Here is a 17024-nt window from a genome sequence, read left to right as displayed (position 1 = left end):
CTAAAATGATAAGTCCACCAAGCATTGGTCCAGCTGCAAAACCAAAATTGATTGCCAAACGAATTAATGACAAGGCACGAACTCTGTTTTCGGGTTTTGCATACACTCCAAGTGAAACAAACATCGCTGGCCGGAACATATCTGAAACCGACATAATACCAAAAACTCCAAAACACAATCCCCAGAAAGTGGTTATGTATTGCAATATGAAAAATAGAATTCCACTGGTAAAAAGACTGAAAACCATTATTTTATAAAAACCAATTTTGTCTGATAATTTGCCTCCCAACCAAGAGCCAAGCATTGAACCAAAACCAAAACAAACCATAATCCATCCCACTTGTCCGTAGGTAAAATGCAAGTCTTCTTTTAAATATTTCGACAAAAACGGCAAAACCATTGTACCCGCTCTGTTGATAAAAGTGATGAGAGCTAGAATCCATACCTCACGTCTAAAACCTTTGAAGTTGTTGATGTATTGTTTGAGAGCGGTTTTTAGCATTGGATAAATTTATAGTTGGCAAATCTACAAAGTTTTTATTAGACACAATCGTTAACTGCAAATCAAAATTTCTCAAAATAGAATCTTTGTAGCTTAATAACTTTTAAGCTATTTTTGCTAAAATTTAAAATATGAAAAATATTCTAACCTTGTTTTTTTTGGGAATATTGAATTTTGGCTTTTGCCAAGAAAAATTTGACATTGCGTCTGTTGAAAAATTTCAAAAAGACCTAAATATTGAATTTGCTGACGCTAAAACAAGTCCGTTGGATGCCGAAGATTTAAAAGAATTCAAGGCTTTGGATTTTTATCCAATTACTGAAAAGTTCTATGTAATTGCAAAATTCGTTAGAACGGAAAACGAAATGCCATTCGAGATGAAAACATCAACCGATAGGAAACCAATGTATGTAAAATATGGAATAGTACAGTTTTCTATCGACGGAAAATCATTTCAATTGAATGTTTACAAGAATATTGAATTGTCAAAAAAGGAAGAATATAAGGATTATTTATTTTTACCATTTTCCGATTTAACTTCTGGAAACGAAAGCTACATTGGCGGAAAATATATCGATTTGAAGATTCCAAAAGAGGACACCATTGCCATCGATTTTAATACTTCTTATAATCCGTATTGCGCTTATAGTCATCGTTATTCTTGCCCAATTGTTCCTTTGGAAAACGATTTGAATATAGAAATTAATGCTGGAGTTAAGAAATTCCACGACTAATGCGATACTTCAATCTTCATACACACAAATTCACGAATCAATCGGAAGTGTTAGAATTAGTCAATCAATATCCGCAAGAATTTGATGACTCGATTCCGTTTTATTCTATTGGTATTCATCCTTGGTTTATTGTTGAAGATAGAGTAGAAGCGGATTTGCAGATTATTGAGCATCAATTGCAAGAAAAAAAATGTCTTGCCGTCGGCGAATGTGGTTTAGATAAACGCATCGAAATTCCGTTTGATTTGCAACAATTGGTTTTCGAAAAGCAATTGGCTTTAGCCGAAAAATATCAGAAACCAGTCGTGATTCATTGTGTTGCTTCTTTTCAGGAAGTAATGGAAATCAAGAAAAGATTGAATATTACGGTTCCTATGCTAATTCACGGATTTTCGAAAAACCAGCAAGTTGCCAAACAATTAATTGACAATGGATTTTATATTTCGTTTGGAAAATATTTATTGAAAATTCCAGAATTAGAATCTGTTTTTAAAAGTGTTCCAAACAATCGATTTTTCTTGGAAACTGATACAATTGAGGAAGGAATTCGGGAAGTTTATGCTTTGGCAGCGAAATATAAAAACATTAAAGTTGAAGAACTTAAAGGAATAATAAATAATAATTTTACAAGAGTTTTTGATTTCAGATTTTCGGAAACTTGAAACATTAAACTTGAAACCAAAGAATTATGGCAGAATGGACAGAAAGAGCGGAACTTTTATTTAAACCCGAAGGATTAACAAAATTAAAAAATGCCAATGTTCTGGTTGTAGGACTTGGCGGAGTTGGTTCCTTTGCCGCTGAATTTTTGGCTAGAGCAGGAGTAGGAACAATGACTATTGTTGATGGAGATGTGGTCGATATTACGAATATAAACCGACAATTGCCTGCTTTGCATTCGACTGTTGGACAACCTAAAGTAACCATTGTTGGCGACCGTTTGATGGACATTAATCCGGAATTGAAACTTACTAGAATCCAAGAATTTCTTTCTCCAGAACGTGCTTTCGAGGTGGTTTCAAGTGAGTTTGATTATGTTTTAGATTGTATAGATAGCGTAACACCAAAGTTGAATTTGATAATTGCTGCCAAGCGGAAAAGAGTCAAAATTATTTCTTCGATGGGAGCAGGAGGAAAGATGGAAGCTTCGAAAGTTAAGGTCGCCGATATTACCAATACGGTAAATTGCTTTCTAGCAAAAACCATTCGTAGAAGATTAAAAGAAGCAAAAATTGACAAACTGAAAGTAGTTTTTTCATCTGAAATTCAAGATGATTCTAGCTTAAAAATGACTGATGGATCTAATTATAAAAAATCTTTTTATGGAACAAACAGTTATATGCCAGGATTGTTTGGTTTATATGCTGCTGAAACTGTAATTAGATACCTTTTAAAATTAAACATTACGAATTAAAAATTAAAAAATTTCATTCAAAACCCAACACCCAAAATGATTCAAACAGTAATATTCGATATGGATGGTGTAATTGTTGACACAGAACCCGTTCATCATTATGCTTATTTTAAACAATTTTCAGAGATGAATATTGACGTAACCGAGGAAATGTTTACCTCTTTTATGGGCTTTTCAACTCGAAATACATTTCAGAAATTGAAAGAACTTTTTCCTCTTGATTATGAGGTAGAAGATTTAATACAAAGAAAACGTACTATTTTTAACGATGCTTTCGACAGTAAAGAAGATTTAACTTTGCTAGATGGAGTTGAAAAGTTGATTAAAGATTTACATTCAAACGGAATGCAATTGATAGTAGCTTCATCGGCTTCGAAAGTGACTATAGATAGAGTTTTTAGACGGTTTAAATTGCATCCGTATTTTTCTCATATTGTTAGTGGAGAGGATTTTCCGAATTCAAAACCACACCCTGCTATATTTGAATTTGCAGCCTCTTTATCAATCGCTCCAAAAGAAAATTGTATTGTAATTGAGGATAGCACTAATGGAGTTATTGCTGCAAAATCGGCTAGTATTTATTGTATTGGTTACAATAGTGAACATTCAAAAATGCAAGATTTATCATTGGCAGATTTAGTAATTAATCATTTTGATGAGTTAAGTTTTGAAAAAGTGGCTCGGTTGTAATTTCATATTAAGTAATAATTAACATATATAATCGCTTGAATTTGTAAATTTGAAAAAACATCTAAATTTTATACTATGAAAAAAATAATATTTATTTTGGCAATAATGATTGCTAATTATGCTATTGAGGCACAAATAAAAACACCTCAATTAAGTCCGAGATCAATTTTGACACAGGTTGTTGGTTTGACCGAAGTGGAAGTTAATTATTCAAGACCAAGTGCTAGAGGCAGAGCTGTTATTGGAGATTTGGTCCCTTATGGAAAATTATGGAGAACTGGAGCCAATGAAAATACAACAATCTCATTTAGTGATGATGTGGTTATTGATGGTAAAACTTTAGCTAAAGGGAAATATGCTATTTACACCATTCCAAAAGCAGATAATTGGGAAATTGTTTTTTATTCTAAAACGGACAATTGGGGAAATCCAGCAGTTTGGGATGAAGCAAATGTGGCTTTGAGAACTAATGTAAAACCTGAGATTTTAGACAGAAAACTTGAAAGTTTTACTATTGGAATTAGTAATTTAGATATAAACTATGCCTTTTTAGAGTTGTCTTGGGAAAATACAATTGTTGCCATTAAGTTTGAAGTTCCTACACAAAAAACCACGATGACGAGTATCCAAAAAACTCTTGCTGGTCCAACTGCAGGTGATTATTTTTCATCTGCTCAATACTTTTTTCAATCAAATGAAGATATTGTAAAAGCGAGAACTTATGTTGATAAAGCTATAGAAATGAATGCAGATAAACCTTATTACTATTTCCGTTTGAAATCATTGATTCAAGCAAAACAAGGAGACAAGAAAGGAGCTATTGAAACTGCTAAAATCTCTCTTGACGCGGCAGAAATTGCCAAAAACCAAGACTATGTAAAAATGAATAAAGATAGTATTGCAGAGTGGAGTAAGAAATAAAAAACTTTTTAATAAACATAAAAATCCCGTTTATAGTCAACGGGATTTTTTATGTCAAATCATTGCATAAAAAAAGGGTTGATTGCTCAAGCCCTTTTGTTTTGTTTATAAATTCTTAAAAATTATTTTTTTAAGGTTCTCATATAAGCTACAACTTGCCAAAGCTCTGTGTCACTTAATTTTTCTTTAAAAGAAGGCATTGGTTTTCTTCCAATTTTTGTATAATAAAACATTTCACCATCTGATTTAGATTGGAATTCTTTAGAAGAAAAATCACCACAAGAAATGTCTATTTTTTCTGCTTTTGATCCATCACCAAGACCTTTAATACCGTGACAAGATTTACAATTTGTTCCCCAGATTGATTTTCCTTCACTAATTGCAGATGCATCACCTGCTTTTACAGTGCTTTTTTTGCTAGCATCAGCAGCAGGAACTTTCCATTCTTTTCCTTTTGGTTTTGCTTGTGCGTTAGTAGTTTGGGTGAACGTAAAGGCTGCTATAACTGCTAAGCCAAAAAGAATTTGTTTTAAGTTTTTCATAATTTTAAATTTAATAGTTGTTTTAATTGTTTAATCTTTATTTATAGTTCCTAATCGTTTAATTTTGAATACTTGTAAGACTGAGTATATCAAGAAACCCCATACTAATCCTATAACTAGTAGTGACGAAATAATAAAATATATTGGAGCTCCATTTCTTCCTGCTGCAATAGAACGCTCGTTGATATTTGAGTTATCACTAACAACTATCGTACCCCAATTTACTTCGCCACTTGTTTCAGTGTTCATATAGTTTTCATCATCCTCTATTTTAGCAAATATAGTTAATTTTCCATCACGTGATGGAATATCCTGAGGGACTTCAAAAGTGGCTACACCTGTTGAATCTGTTGAGACTGCATCACCTAAAGCTAGGTTGCTGAACAGACGTTTTACTGATAAATTTACAGGGATTTCAATTACCGGACTTCCCTCTGAAGTTACAAGAGCTTTACAAACATTTACAGAATCAACTTTTGCAAATGTCAAGGTAATTTTTGCTTCTTTATCTTGTGCAAATGAAGCTGTCATTGAAAACAACAACATAAAACAGGATACTATGAAACAGTTATAATTTTTCATCTCAGAATTATTTATAGTTAATTATTTCTTCTTTTCCTTCTAATTTTCCTTCTGCAACTTCCCATACTGAAATGATAGGAAAAAATCTTGAGAACAAGGTTATAATCAGCATAGTTCCTGCAATTGTGGCTGCAACTATCGTCATTTCAATCAGACTTGGAGTGTAATGTTTCCATGATTCAGGAACATCTTGTATAGGTAACAAAGGATGAGCCTGACCAGGGATTACAATTAAATAAAATTTAAACCAACCAGCAATTAAAACTGCTAGAGCAATAATACTTAGTGGCAGTGGTTTTCTCATTTTTTTTAACATTGGTAAAATACTTGGCACCGCAATTCCAAAAAATACTACCGACCAATAAAAAAGAGCATTTTCGCCTATGAATAAATTCAATAAGTGATTAGCGTGTAATCCTGACATTTTATAGGCAGGAACAAGGTATTCATTGATATTAAAATAGGCATATATTAATCCCATCAACACCATAGCACGACCCAATTTGTCAAAGTGCATTTCGGTTAAATAATTTTCTAATTTGTAAATTTTTCTAAATGCATAAACAGCGATAATCATTACTGCAACAGTTATTAATGCTGAACCTGAAACAAAATAGGCACCAAAATTAGTACTATCCCATTCTGGTCGTAAGGTTGTTGAAAAAAGCCAAGCACTTACTGTTCTGAGTGCAATTCCTAGCGGAATTATTAATATAGTCAAAATAAGTACTGTCTTTTTTAATATCTTCCATTGCTCTGTTGTTCCTTCCCATCCAAAAGAAAGAATATCATACATTTTCAATTGCCATTTTGGAAGGTTTTTTAAATGATTTTTACATGTAGACAAAGAAGGAATTAATGCTATGAAAAGAACTAAAACACAGGCTGCAAAATAAGTAGCAACAACTATAATATCCCAAATTATTGGAGATTGAATGCGCCCATATACAAACAAATGCCAAAGTCTGTCTGGTCTCCCCATTGATATCATAATGCATATTCCCGCCATTGTGATACTGGAAAGGGATATTACATCTGCAATTCTAGCAAGAGGTCGATACCATTGAAAATTAGTCAATTTAAGTATTGCTGACATAAATACGGATGATAAACTTAAAGCAACCAAAAATAAAAAGTTGGAAATATAAACTCCCCACATTGTATAATCTCTCAAGCCTGTAGTTACATATTTACCTCTAGATTCTTGTAAATAATAGGCAAAAACTCCTGCCAAGAATATAGCTGTTAAAAATGTAATCCAAATTTTTCCTGCTATTCCAATTTTTTCGACAGGTCGAAGCAGGTCATCTTTCATAATCATATACTCTTCCTGCGTAAAGGTTTCGTATTTTGTTGATTCTGGTATATTTTTTTCTTTAGACATAATTTTACTTTTTAAAGATTATTCTTTTGTGTTATGAACTTCTGTTGCATCTTCAAACGGGAAATTTCGTGCCACAGGCGGTAAGTAATAAACACGTGGTTGAGTTCCTAATTCTTCAAATTGACGATAGGCTCCTCTGTCTTGCAATAGTTTTTTTAGTCTAAAGGTATCCTCTCCATTTGTTACTACATCTTCTAATTCATCACCATGAAGGATGGCACCGTTTGGACATTCAACAACACAGGCTGGTAATAATCCTTTTGATGAGCGATCTGTACAAAAATCGCATTTTGCTACAGTTCCTTCTTGGGCATAAGGAGTTGTACAGTGATTTGGATCTGAAGTGTCATTTCCATGCTCTTCGGTAAATTTTAATTGTTCTGGTCTTCCAAAATTAAAAGTTCTAGCTGAATATGGACAAGCTGCCATACAAAATTTACATCCTATACAGCGATCATAATCCATAGCTACAATTCCATCTGAGCGTTTGAATGTAGCATCAACTGGGCAAACTTTTGTGCAAGGTGGATTATCACAATGATAGCACATAGTTGGGAACCAATATGGTGATTCAAGTGGAGAATTTTGCATTTTTTTAACCTTAATGTATTCAACAGGGGCTAAATAATTATGAGCCTTTTGACATCCTTCAATGCATTTTCTCTCATTAGCACATTTGGCTAAATCAATAACTCGGATAAATTTCTTCCCTTCAACTCCTTGTCGAATTTCCTCTTTGGTAAATTTATCATTTGAGGCATGGTGATCAACAAGTGAGCTATCTACTTCAATCAATTTACCATCAGCAGTGAGAACTTTTACTTTTTTACCTGTGACTTTTGTGCTTTCATCAGTAACTGCACTAGCAATCGCTGTTCCGGCCAAGGCGATACCACCTAAAGCACCAAGTTTGAGGAAATTTCTTCTGGATGAATTATTGTTTTCTTTTTCCATATTGTTTAGTATTACTTTTTAGTAAAATAATTTAAATAAAATTACCACTTTAAAACTGATTTGTTCCATTTAAATTATGATGTAAATTTCAATATTTCCTTTGCCTTTTTTAATGATATTTATCATACTTTGAAATTATTTTGATATTTTATTTTCCGTATTAATTGCGGGTAAACTATTTAATATCAGTTAATTTTAATTAGACTTTGTTTTGATTAAGTAGGTTGAATAGAAAAAGAGGATAAACTCATCCTATTATGGAGAGAGAATCCTCTTCTTCGTTTATTTCTAATTCAATTTTGTTAAAACATCTGTAGTTTTTTATGCAAATAATTTATTTAAATATTACCAAGTTCTTGAGATGTTAAATCCAATTGCAAAATCTCCTGAAAAGAAATCGTTTTGGTTAAACATAATACTTTGCTGATTGATAATTCCTCGGTAGTTAGTCACGAATATTTGAAAGGTGTGACCAACGGTTGAGAATTCGACCCCAGTGCTTAATCCTGGCTTAGGATTATTTGCTTGTTTAGTCAAAGGCTGATTAGATTCTAGAAGAATTGACATATCAGAAGTAATTTTAGCACGTCCTCCAATTGCTATTGAAAATAAATCATTTTTCATTGAGGCATCTAATGCATTAAAGTGAGAAACACTAGGAGCAATCTGGAATGAAATTGCTTTGCTGAAACGTTTTGCAATGATTAATTGGTTGAAAAATGAAAAACGGTTAGAAGTATTTATAAAATTTACTTTTGATAATGTACTATTAGCAAAATTGCCATAATAAGTAATACTAAAAGGCATCTTGTTACCAACAGTTTGTCTAAAAATAGCCGCTTTAAGACTGAAATCTAATAATCTAGCATCTTTAGTTGTACCAAATCCAACGGTAATTCTGTCTGTTATAGAATAGTTTAAAGCAATTCGAATATTAGAAGGAGCCCAAATTCCAATCATATCATTGGTTCCATTAACAAGACCAAAACGGTGGTTCATAATCATTTCGATGGTTCCTTTTGAATAAACACGATTGGTTTGACTTTCAATTAATGAAGTGCTTTCAAAAGCCGCACGTTCAAGTTCAACTGTAGCAGGTGCAATAGTATCTTGTACTTCAGCAACCTGTTCTTCTTGTACTGCTATGGTATCTTGTACTTCTTGAGCTGCCATCATCATTGGCAAAGCAAATAAGGCTATAAATATTGTTTTATATAATTTCATGATTTCCTATTTATAGTTAGTTATTAAGAGCACCATCATTAATCCATTTGTCAACAAGAGCAATTTTTGAATCGCTCCATATTCCAGCTGTTGGCATTAGTGGAGCTCCTTGACCAATAAGCGATTTGTGCAAAAGACTGTTAGCAGCATTTCCAGCAACAACATAATTTGCCATTAATGCAGCATAAGAATTTCCTGCTGTTAAATCTGGAGCAGTTGCGCCAGCTTTATGACAACTGATACAGGATTGATCCCATAATGGCTGTACATCGGTTGAATACGAAACACTATCAGGTATCTGTATAACGGGTTCTGGAGGTAACTCGTCATAATAGCAAGATGTTGCCATCAAACTTACAACGAGCATTAATAAATATTGAAATATTTTTTTCATCTTTTTATTTTTTAAACGAATAATTGTTTTTTTTGAATTTTAAATATTTAACAATTTTATTGTCAAAAGGTTTAAAGTTCTGTGAGCAATTGCTACATTGCTAAAGAATGACATTTTAAATTTCATTTCTTTACCAATTTAAAACTTCACTTCGTTGGCAGGATCTACGGTAACTAGCTTGCTAGTAATTACAATATGTAATTTTTTTAACCCTTTTTTGATTTATGGGTTTAAACCTAGAGCCAATGATTTTAATTTTTTTATAAAACTACCTCGAGACATTGCCTCGAGGTAGTTTATTATTATTTATTGTAATGCTTCAATAGAGTTTTGAATCAATGCTTTAGCATAAAGTGGGTTGTGAACACCTTTTGCAGGGTCACCTGTCAATAGTTTGTAATTCCAGTATGCTTGTACATATTTAAGCGGAATGTCTTTTGAATAATAAGTGTCATTAGCCGTACCTATTCCAGATTTATTGATACTCACTGATCCAGTTGCAGATGTTGTAAAGTAAGTAGTTTGTGCGGATAATGCTAATCTTAAACTTTCAATTTTTGCATCATAGTCTATATTGAAAGTTGTCAATAAAGTCTCAGCATTTGCAGCGCTAGTATGACATGTTGCACAAGTTTGGAATGAAACTTTCAAAGAGTGTTGTCCTTTAGAGCCATCTGCTAGAGGTTTGTCCATGTGACATTGAATACAAGAAGAAGAAATAAAGTGTTTTCCAGTTTTAGCTGCTGGTAAGTGTGTTGTAGTTCCTTCAATATCAATTCCTGTGATTCCCATCCATATATCAGCTTGAGGTGATTCGTGTGCACCAAGTCCAGAATTTGAATAAGTTTTGTAATTTGTTCCTGCTGCTGCTGCTGGGTATGGAGCAATAGCTAATGCAGGAGTTTTCATAGACCAAATTTTATATGTTGGACCTCCAACAGCATTGTTTACTACAACAGCTCCATTAATATCTTTTTCTCCACTTTCAATAACTGGTCTTTTATAGAATCCATTAGAATCGGGTCTTATTTGGTGACATGTGATACATGTGTTGTTTGCACTTGTACCTCCAGTTGGTGAAGCGTTTAAGAAGTTTGTTGGGTTAATTTTTTGTGGTACTGCGGTTATTTGTCTTAAACCAAAGTCATTTCCATCAACGGCAAAGTTAAGAGATCTGTGAAGTTGACCATGACAACCCTCGCAAGAAATTGCTTGATAGGCATCATATCCTTTAGGGTTTGCTCGTCCGTATTTTGCATTATCAATATATCCTTCTTGAGAGTGACATTGAGAGCAAAATGCTCTATTACTATTTAAAGAGCCATCAGAAAAAGTAATATTTGTACCATAAATATGTTTTGATACTACACCATTAACTTCAATACCCATACTGTGTCCACCTGCTTCATAAGATGCAATAATAGGATCTCTGTGTGCTGCAGAGTGACAAGAGACGCATGATGCTGTTCCATCAACTCCGTCTGTTCCATCTGTACCTGTTGGACCTGGAACTGGTACATAGTCGGCATGAGTACACGATTGTAGCGATACAAATAGAATCCCTACGAAAATTGCCATAATTAGCTTAACTGTTTTCATAATTTTGATTGTTTTATTTATTTAATTTATTTTAATTAGCTCTTGTTTATTTTAATTTTCTTTCTATTATTTTTTTCTTTTACTTCATATATTTAATAGTTTTTAAGTAAAAATTCACTCTACGAATTGACGAATATTTAACAGGTTATTCCATGATATTTATCATATTTTGAAATATCTGTTGCTATGAATATAGTAGATATATGTTAACAAAACTTTAACCATGTAAATTTCAATAATAAAAAAACTTAATTATATGATATTTATCATATTCATAAATATTTTTATTACAATTTAAGTATTTGTCAATAAAATTACAAAATACTAGCGGTATATTAAATTATTTAAGAATATAATTATTCAATGAATTTTTTATATTATAATTTTTGAAGAAAGATTGAATTCTAAAATTTAGTTTATTGGGGTAATTGTGAAGGTTTAATAAAAAAATAAAAAAGTATTTGTTAAAATATATTTTGATGATTATCAATTCAAAACCAAGAAAAATAGATATTTTTATTTTATTAAAGATTTATTTCTAAAAAAAGAGGATTGTAATATCAGAGCTAAAACTATGGTTAACATTGCTCCAATGAAGTTGAGCCATAAATAACCTAGTTTTTCTTCGCCGCTATTAAATATGAAAATAGCATAGTAGTAAATGATGAAAATGGTTAATTGGCTAACTACAGCACTGTAAAAAACTGCTTTGGCCTGCACATATTTCAAATAGAAACCCACCAAGAATATTCCTAAAACCGTTCCGTAAAAAATAGAACCCACGATATTAACTAATTGAATCAAGTTTTCGAACAAAGTTCCGATGCTGGCGAAAAGGATGGCGACGATACCCCAAAACAAGGTAAAAAACTTAGTAGCGTTTACATAATGCTTTTCAGTTTTTTCTTCTTTTACATTACGTTTATAAATATCGATGGCAGTTGTAGATGCTAATGCATTGAGTCCAGAAGCTGTAGAAGACATCGCTGCAGAGATAATTACGGCAAGCAACAAACCAATAAGGCCTTTGGGTAAATAATTCAATATAAAGTGAAAAAACACATAATCTTTGTCATTGGTTTCACTGTGACTGTCGGCTTTCAGGATAATTTCTTTGGCACGATCTCTCAAATCTTTTTCTTTACTTGATAATCCAACGAGTTCTTTTCGGAGAATTGGATTATCATAATCTTGATTGAGTTGGTCGATATACAATAAGTTAATCACTTTTTTGTCTTCGGAAAGGGTTTCTAGCTTTTTCTCTAAGGCGTGGTATTCCTCTTTGTAAGCAGATTTTTCTACAATTATTTTGTTGTTGGGATTAAAATTCAAAGGCACTGGATTGAATTGAAAGAATACAAATACCATAACTCCAGTCAGAAGGATAAAAAATTGCATAGGCACTTTCAAAAGGCCATTCATAATCAGTCCCATTTGGCTTTCTCGAACTGATTTTCCTGAAAGATAGCGACCTACTTGCGATTGATCGGTTCCAAAATAAGCCAAAGCCAAGAAAAAACCTCCCGTGATTCCGCTCCAAATGGTATATTTTTCTTCGGGGTCGAATGAAAAATTAACTATATTCATTTTGTCATTGGCTCCAGCAATATGCAAAGCGCTTGTAAAAGTCATATCATTGGGCAAAAAATGTAAAATAAGAAAGAAGGTGATAAACATTCCTGACATAATCACGAACATTTGTTGTTTTTGGGTAACGTTTACCGCTTTTGTTCCTCCAGAAACGGTATAAATGATTACCAGTACACCAATAATAATGTTCATTAAAGTAAGGTTCCAACCCAACAATGCCGACAAAATTATAGCAGGAGCATAAATTGTTAGTCCAGTTCCCAGTCCTCTTTGAAATAAGAAAAGAATAGCTGCTAGCGAGCGTGTTTTTAAATCAAATCTTTTTTCGAGGTATTCATAAGCGGTAAAAACTTTGTACTTGTGGTATATTGGAATAAAAGTGAGGCAAATCACGACCATTGCAATGGGCAAACCAAAATAGAATTGCAAAAAACCCATTCCGTCGTGATACGCTTGACCTGGAGTTGAAAGGAAAGTGATAGCACTCGCTTGTGTTGCCATAACCGAAAGCCCTACAGTGTACCATGGGGTTTCATTGCTTCCAAGAATATAATCTTCTACATTCTTACTTCCTTTAGTTTTCCAAACGCCATAAATAACGATGAATAATAAGGTTACGGTGAGGACAATCCAATCGATTAGTTGCATAGTCTAGGAATATAATTTCATTATTAGATAAAATATCAAAATATAAATGGCGTTGGCGATTAGCACCCAAGTATAGTTTTTTTTCCAGATTTTTTCTTTTTTTGGTTCCATAATTGAATTGCTCAGGGTTTAATTTTCTCCGCAGGAATTGTTACTTTAGATTTTAATGAAATTGTGTTAGCCAATAATTTAAAAGCACCAGAAACTCCTTCGGGTAATTCTCTGAAAAAACTTAATCCGGTATAAATATAATATCCTTTTCCATAAGGAGCAATTAACAGTGCACCATTTTTTGGAGTTTCTCCTTTGTCATTCGAGGATAAAATAGGAGTGAAGGCTTTATCGAATTCATTAGGATAATACAAACCTTGTTCTTGTTTCCAACCTTCAAAATCTTTTGAAGTAATTGTATTGGGATAATTCAAAACAGGATGATTGGGTGCTAGAAACCGAACTTCGGCATTTTCTTCCGTAACTCTATCTCGGGAAACTTTCAATGGAAAGGGAGCTATATTTGAGGTTACTAAATCATTCGGATTATTATATTGTACAAGCATTGTTTTCCCGCTTTTTACAAAATCAAAAAGAATATTTTGTTTGTTTGCCAATGCTTGAACTGTATTGTATGCACGGACTCCTGTCATAACTACATCAAAATTGGCTAGTTTTTCGGGTGTTATTTCTTCAGGATTGAGCAGAGTAACTTTATAGCCCATTTGGGTCAAACTATTAGGAACTTCATCGCCAGCTCCCATAATGTAACCAATTTTTTCTTCCAAAGTTTTTAAATCCATACGGATAAACTTTGCCTCAGAAGGTTTCAAAACTTGTTGTTTTGTAATATGGTTCAAATTGATGATGATTTGTTCTTTGTCAAATCGTTTATTATCAACGATGGCAATGCTTCTAGCAACTATATCTTCTGGTGATTTTGGAGGAGTTACTTCAAAATAGACAGTTTGTTCAGTTCCTTTTTTATCCAAATTGAAAGGAATTGATTTCGGAGAAACAATCCAATTCTTTGGTAAATCAAGTTGTAATTCACCTTTTATAGACTCTTTTCCCGCTTTTATTTTTACAGCTACAGACTTGACTTCAGTGTTCTTAAAAAGTAACACTTTATCAATAAAACTTGTAGTTACTTCTGGAACAATATCAAGATAATTGTACATCTCGCCTTTTACATCGTCATTATATTTATAAACCACAGTGTGTTCAAATGGAATTTGAATTCCGTTGATTTCCATATTGAAAGCGATTTTTACTTCACGGTCACTTTCTGGAATTCCAATATTTCTTTGATCAGAAACCGAATACATACCTTCTGTTGCTTTTTCTTTTAACCAATAAGGTTGTGTGTATTCAATTGTAGATGGTACTTGTAAATCAAGATTTATAGTATGTGAAATGTTATTTACTAAATCAAGGTTTTGAAGGATGTTTTTGGACACTGGCAATGTGGTCACACTTTTCAAATTCATTGCAATTGAACTTCTATTTATGGCTTCGAGTTTCAATTTTATCAAACTTCCCGGAGTTGCTTCTTGATTTTCTGCGACAGCTTCAAGATATAATCCAGAGCAAGCAGCAATTATTTTTTTGATTTCAATAGTTTTAATTTCCTTCCAATGGTTTTCGTCCAAATCTTGAATCATCAAATAGGCTTTTACCAAATCAGGAACACTCGCCGATGGATTGGTAAAATTATATTTTGAAAGAATTGTTGAAATCAATTCTCCAATAGGTTTTCCGCCTTGAACTCGATTCCAAGAAGTATCAATTCCGTCAAAAATGTCTGTTTTATCTTTAGGAGCTTCTCCATTAATAAGTTCTAGATATTCGGTTTCTTCGCCACGTATTCCAGTGCTTCCAAATCCTTGCGATTGATGACAACTTCTACCTAATGCTGCAATTTCTTGGTTTGATTTCCCAATGGTTGGATAATAAACACCAGTTTCAATCTTTATAAAATTAGATTTATCGGCAGCATCCATTTTTTCCTTACTTCCATAAAACCACCACGAAGGATTAAAAAATTGACGTTTGGTATGCCAAGGTTGTACCCATTTTAATTGTTCAGGAAAAATAGTTGGATTGTTTGTCAAATCAAAACTTTCGACGCTCAACATTGCTGATGAAGTATGATGACCGTGCGTATTTCCTGAGGTTCTGTGGTCAAAACGATTGATAATCACATCGGGTTGAAATTTTCGGATGGTCCATACAATATCAGAAAGGACTTTTTCTTTGTCCCAAATTTCTAACGTTTCTTCAGGATTTTTTGAAAAACCAAAATCATTGGCACGAGAGAAAAACTGTTCACCTCCATCAATTTTTCGAGCTTCTAGGAGTTCTTGTGTTCTGATAACTCCTAATAATTCTCTTAGTTGTGAACCTATTAAATTTTGTCCACCATCTCCACGTGTTAATGATAAATAAGCTGTTTGTGCTTTGGTTTTATTCGATAAATAAGAAATCAATCTTGTGTTTTCATCATCTGGATGTGCAGCAATATATAGAACAGAACCCAGAAAATTTAACTTCTGGATTTGGTTGTAAATTTCTGCTGAATTTGGTTTTTGTGGTTTTTGTGCACCAGCAAAAGTCCAAATAAGTAGTAGAAGAAATAGAATTTTAAATTTATGCATTTAGATTATTTTACAAGAAAATCAAATATAGTAAATATCAAAAGGTAATTTTAAAAATAGGATAAATAATGCCTAAATAATTAAGAGATCTATTCAAAAAAAAACAGAGAACGTAAAGTTCTCTGTTTTTAATTTTTATACAATCGAATCCTATTTAATCACGATCATTATCATATCTATTTTCACGTTCGTTGTGATTACGTCTTTCATTTTTGTAATAATTATTGTTATTATATCCATTGTTGTATCTGCGATGGTTTGATACTTCTGCATAATCATTTCTTCTTTGATATTGTGGACGATAGTATTCTTCTCTATAATTTCTGTAATTTCTGTGATAGTATTTTTCTCTATCGGAATTGAAATTTACATAGGGAGAATGTCCTCTATAATTTACAGCAACTCTATATCCACGATTCACATCGTAATCTCTACAATATTCAGGTAAATAAGCAGTACGAACCCAACCTCTTGGACCGTTGTAAATAAAGACTGCTGAATTAACATCATAATAGGCTTCGATTTCTGGAAGATAATAATAGCTCACATCATCATTGCAATGAGTTTGATTATGCCATTGAGGTCTTAATCCTAAATTTACACTAACCGAAAATTGTGCGTTAGCTTGTAATGTGAACATTAAAATAAACGCTGCTAAAGTAAGTTGTGACTTGTTCATAATAGTTGTATTTTAGTTATTATTAATTCTTAAATTGTTAGTTGATTGAGAATTTCCAATAACTGTGCCACAAATTTTTCATAAAACAAAAAGTTATAAATTTAACAAGTAGTTGTAATAATATAATTTAAGTTCAAAAACAGGAAACTATTTGTAAATCACGGTTCTAGGTTTGTCTAATCCAAAATCCTGAAATCCAAAATCAGTAGTTTCGAATGAATTTGTTTTGAAAATATTATTACCATTTCCAGGAATAGTTGGGTAAAAGGCAAGTGAAATCTGGAAATTTCGAAAGACTAAATAATTATTTGTAATAAGAAATCCAATTCCAATTTGTGAAAAAAAATTACACAAATTCACTTTTTGCAAGATAAAATTAGTGTTAATTTATTTTTTCTTTATGAATTTGTGCTAATTCGTGAAATTCGTGGCAGAAAAATTTTAAAAGCGAATACCTTGACAAGCAATAAATTTTGGATGGCAAATTTTTTAGTTTTGATATGTAATGCGTTACCATTT

General features: G+C 32.5%; 17 protein-coding genes. 5 read left to right on the top strand and 12 right to left on the bottom strand.

All coding sequences use genetic code 11. The features are described from left to right. Positions 1-502 (bottom strand): MFS transporter (locus PHC28_RS05705; RefSeq protein WP_300097159.1); only part of this gene is annotated, 502 nt, incomplete at its 3' end. 131 nt (positions 503-633) lie between these two features. Between PHC28_RS05705 and PHC28_RS05700 the strand changes: the two genes are divergently transcribed. The 5 genes from PHC28_RS05700 (at position 634) to PHC28_RS05680 (ending at position 4261) form a co-directional block, all read left to right on the top strand. After that, positions 634-1236 (top strand): DUF1684 domain-containing protein, encoded by a 603-nt coding sequence (locus PHC28_RS05700; RefSeq protein WP_300097158.1) that lies wholly within the window; start codon positions 634-636, stop codon positions 1234-1236. Continuing rightward, complete coding sequence (locus PHC28_RS05695; protein WP_300097156.1) at positions 1236-1898, top strand: TatD family hydrolase; 663 nt, start codon at positions 1236-1238, stop codon at positions 1896-1898. The genes PHC28_RS05700 and PHC28_RS05695 overlap by 1 nt, the downstream gene beginning before the upstream one ends. Before the next feature lie 26 nt (positions 1899-1924). Further along, the gene (locus PHC28_RS05690; protein WP_300097154.1) at positions 1925-2650 is read left to right on the top strand and encodes a tRNA threonylcarbamoyladenosine dehydratase; all 726 of its coding nucleotides are present in this window, start codon (positions 1925-1927) and stop codon (positions 2648-2650) included. Positions 2651-2686: 36 nt separating this feature from the next. Further along, complete coding sequence (locus PHC28_RS05685; RefSeq protein ID WP_300097152.1) at positions 2687-3340, top strand: HAD family phosphatase; 654 nt, start codon at positions 2687-2689, stop codon at positions 3338-3340. Between the two features lie 75 nt (positions 3341-3415). Next, positions 3416-4261 carry a DUF2911 domain-containing protein gene (locus tag PHC28_RS05680; protein ID WP_300097150.1) on the top strand — a complete coding sequence of 282 codons (846 nt, stop codon included), beginning with the start codon at positions 3416-3418 and terminating at the stop codon, positions 4259-4261. Between the two features lie 122 nt (positions 4262-4383). On the opposite strand, the gene PHC28_RS05675 is transcribed toward PHC28_RS05680, so the two are convergent. The 11 genes from PHC28_RS05675 to PHC28_RS05625 all read right to left on the bottom strand — a co-directional run bounded on the left by PHC28_RS05675 (position 4384) and on the right by PHC28_RS05625 (position 16859). Beyond that, positions 4384-4803 carry a cytochrome c gene (locus PHC28_RS05675; RefSeq protein WP_300097148.1) on the bottom strand — a complete coding sequence of 140 codons (420 nt, stop codon included), beginning with the start codon at positions 4801-4803 and terminating at the stop codon, positions 4384-4386. A 30-nt stretch (positions 4804-4833) separates the two neighbouring features. After that, a complete protein-coding gene (locus PHC28_RS05670) occupies positions 4834-5349 on the bottom strand; it encodes a hypothetical protein (protein WP_300097146.1) in 516 nt (171 codons plus the stop codon). Positions 5350-5392: 43 nt separating this feature from the next. Further along, the gene (nrfD, locus tag PHC28_RS05665; protein WP_300097144.1) at positions 5393-6769 is read right to left on the bottom strand and encodes an NrfD/PsrC family molybdoenzyme membrane anchor subunit; all 1377 of its coding nucleotides are present in this window, start codon (positions 6767-6769) and stop codon (positions 5393-5395) included. 18 nt (positions 6770-6787) lie between these two features. Beyond that, positions 6788-7654, bottom strand: coding sequence for a 4Fe-4S dicluster domain-containing protein (locus tag PHC28_RS05660; protein ID WP_300097142.1), 867 nt, complete (start codon positions 7652-7654; stop codon positions 6788-6790). Positions 7655-8068: 414 nt separating this feature from the next. Further along, complete coding sequence (locus tag PHC28_RS05655) at positions 8069-8947, bottom strand: DUF5777 family beta-barrel protein (RefSeq protein WP_300097140.1); 879 nt, start codon at positions 8945-8947, stop codon at positions 8069-8071. Positions 8948-8963: 16 nt separating this feature from the next. Next, the gene (locus PHC28_RS05650; RefSeq protein ID WP_300097138.1) at positions 8964-9341 is read right to left on the bottom strand and encodes a cytochrome c; all 378 of its coding nucleotides are present in this window, start codon (positions 9339-9341) and stop codon (positions 8964-8966) included. 306 nt (positions 9342-9647) lie between these two features. After that, positions 9648-10940, bottom strand: coding sequence for a multiheme c-type cytochrome (locus PHC28_RS05645; protein ID WP_300097136.1), 1293 nt, complete (start codon positions 10938-10940; stop codon positions 9648-9650). A gap of 516 nt (positions 10941-11456) precedes the next feature. Further along, on the bottom strand, positions 11457-13178 hold the full coding sequence (locus PHC28_RS05640; RefSeq protein WP_300097134.1) for a sodium:solute symporter: 1722 nt from the start codon (positions 13176-13178) through the stop codon (positions 11457-11459). Positions 13179-13300: 122 nt separating this feature from the next. Next, positions 13301-15826 carry a PIG-L family deacetylase gene (locus PHC28_RS05635; RefSeq protein WP_300097132.1) on the bottom strand — a complete coding sequence of 842 codons (2526 nt, stop codon included), beginning with the start codon at positions 15824-15826 and terminating at the stop codon, positions 13301-13303. A 154-nt stretch (positions 15827-15980) separates the two neighbouring features. After that, a complete protein-coding gene (locus PHC28_RS05630) occupies positions 15981-16505 on the bottom strand; it encodes a hypothetical protein (protein WP_300097130.1) in 525 nt (174 codons plus the stop codon). 147 nt (positions 16506-16652) lie between these two features. Beyond that, positions 16653-16859, bottom strand: a complete 207-nt coding sequence (locus tag PHC28_RS05625) for a hypothetical protein (RefSeq protein ID WP_300097128.1) — start codon at positions 16857-16859, stop codon at positions 16653-16655. Between the last annotated feature and the right edge of the window lie 165 nt (positions 16860-17024).

Source organism: Flavobacterium sp., assembly GCF_028712645.1.
Classification (GTDB): Bacteria; Bacteroidota; Bacteroidia; order Flavobacteriales; family Flavobacteriaceae; genus Flavobacterium.
The sequence above is the reverse complement of the archived record's forward strand: the minus strand, read 5'-3'. Positions and strand labels throughout refer to the sequence as shown.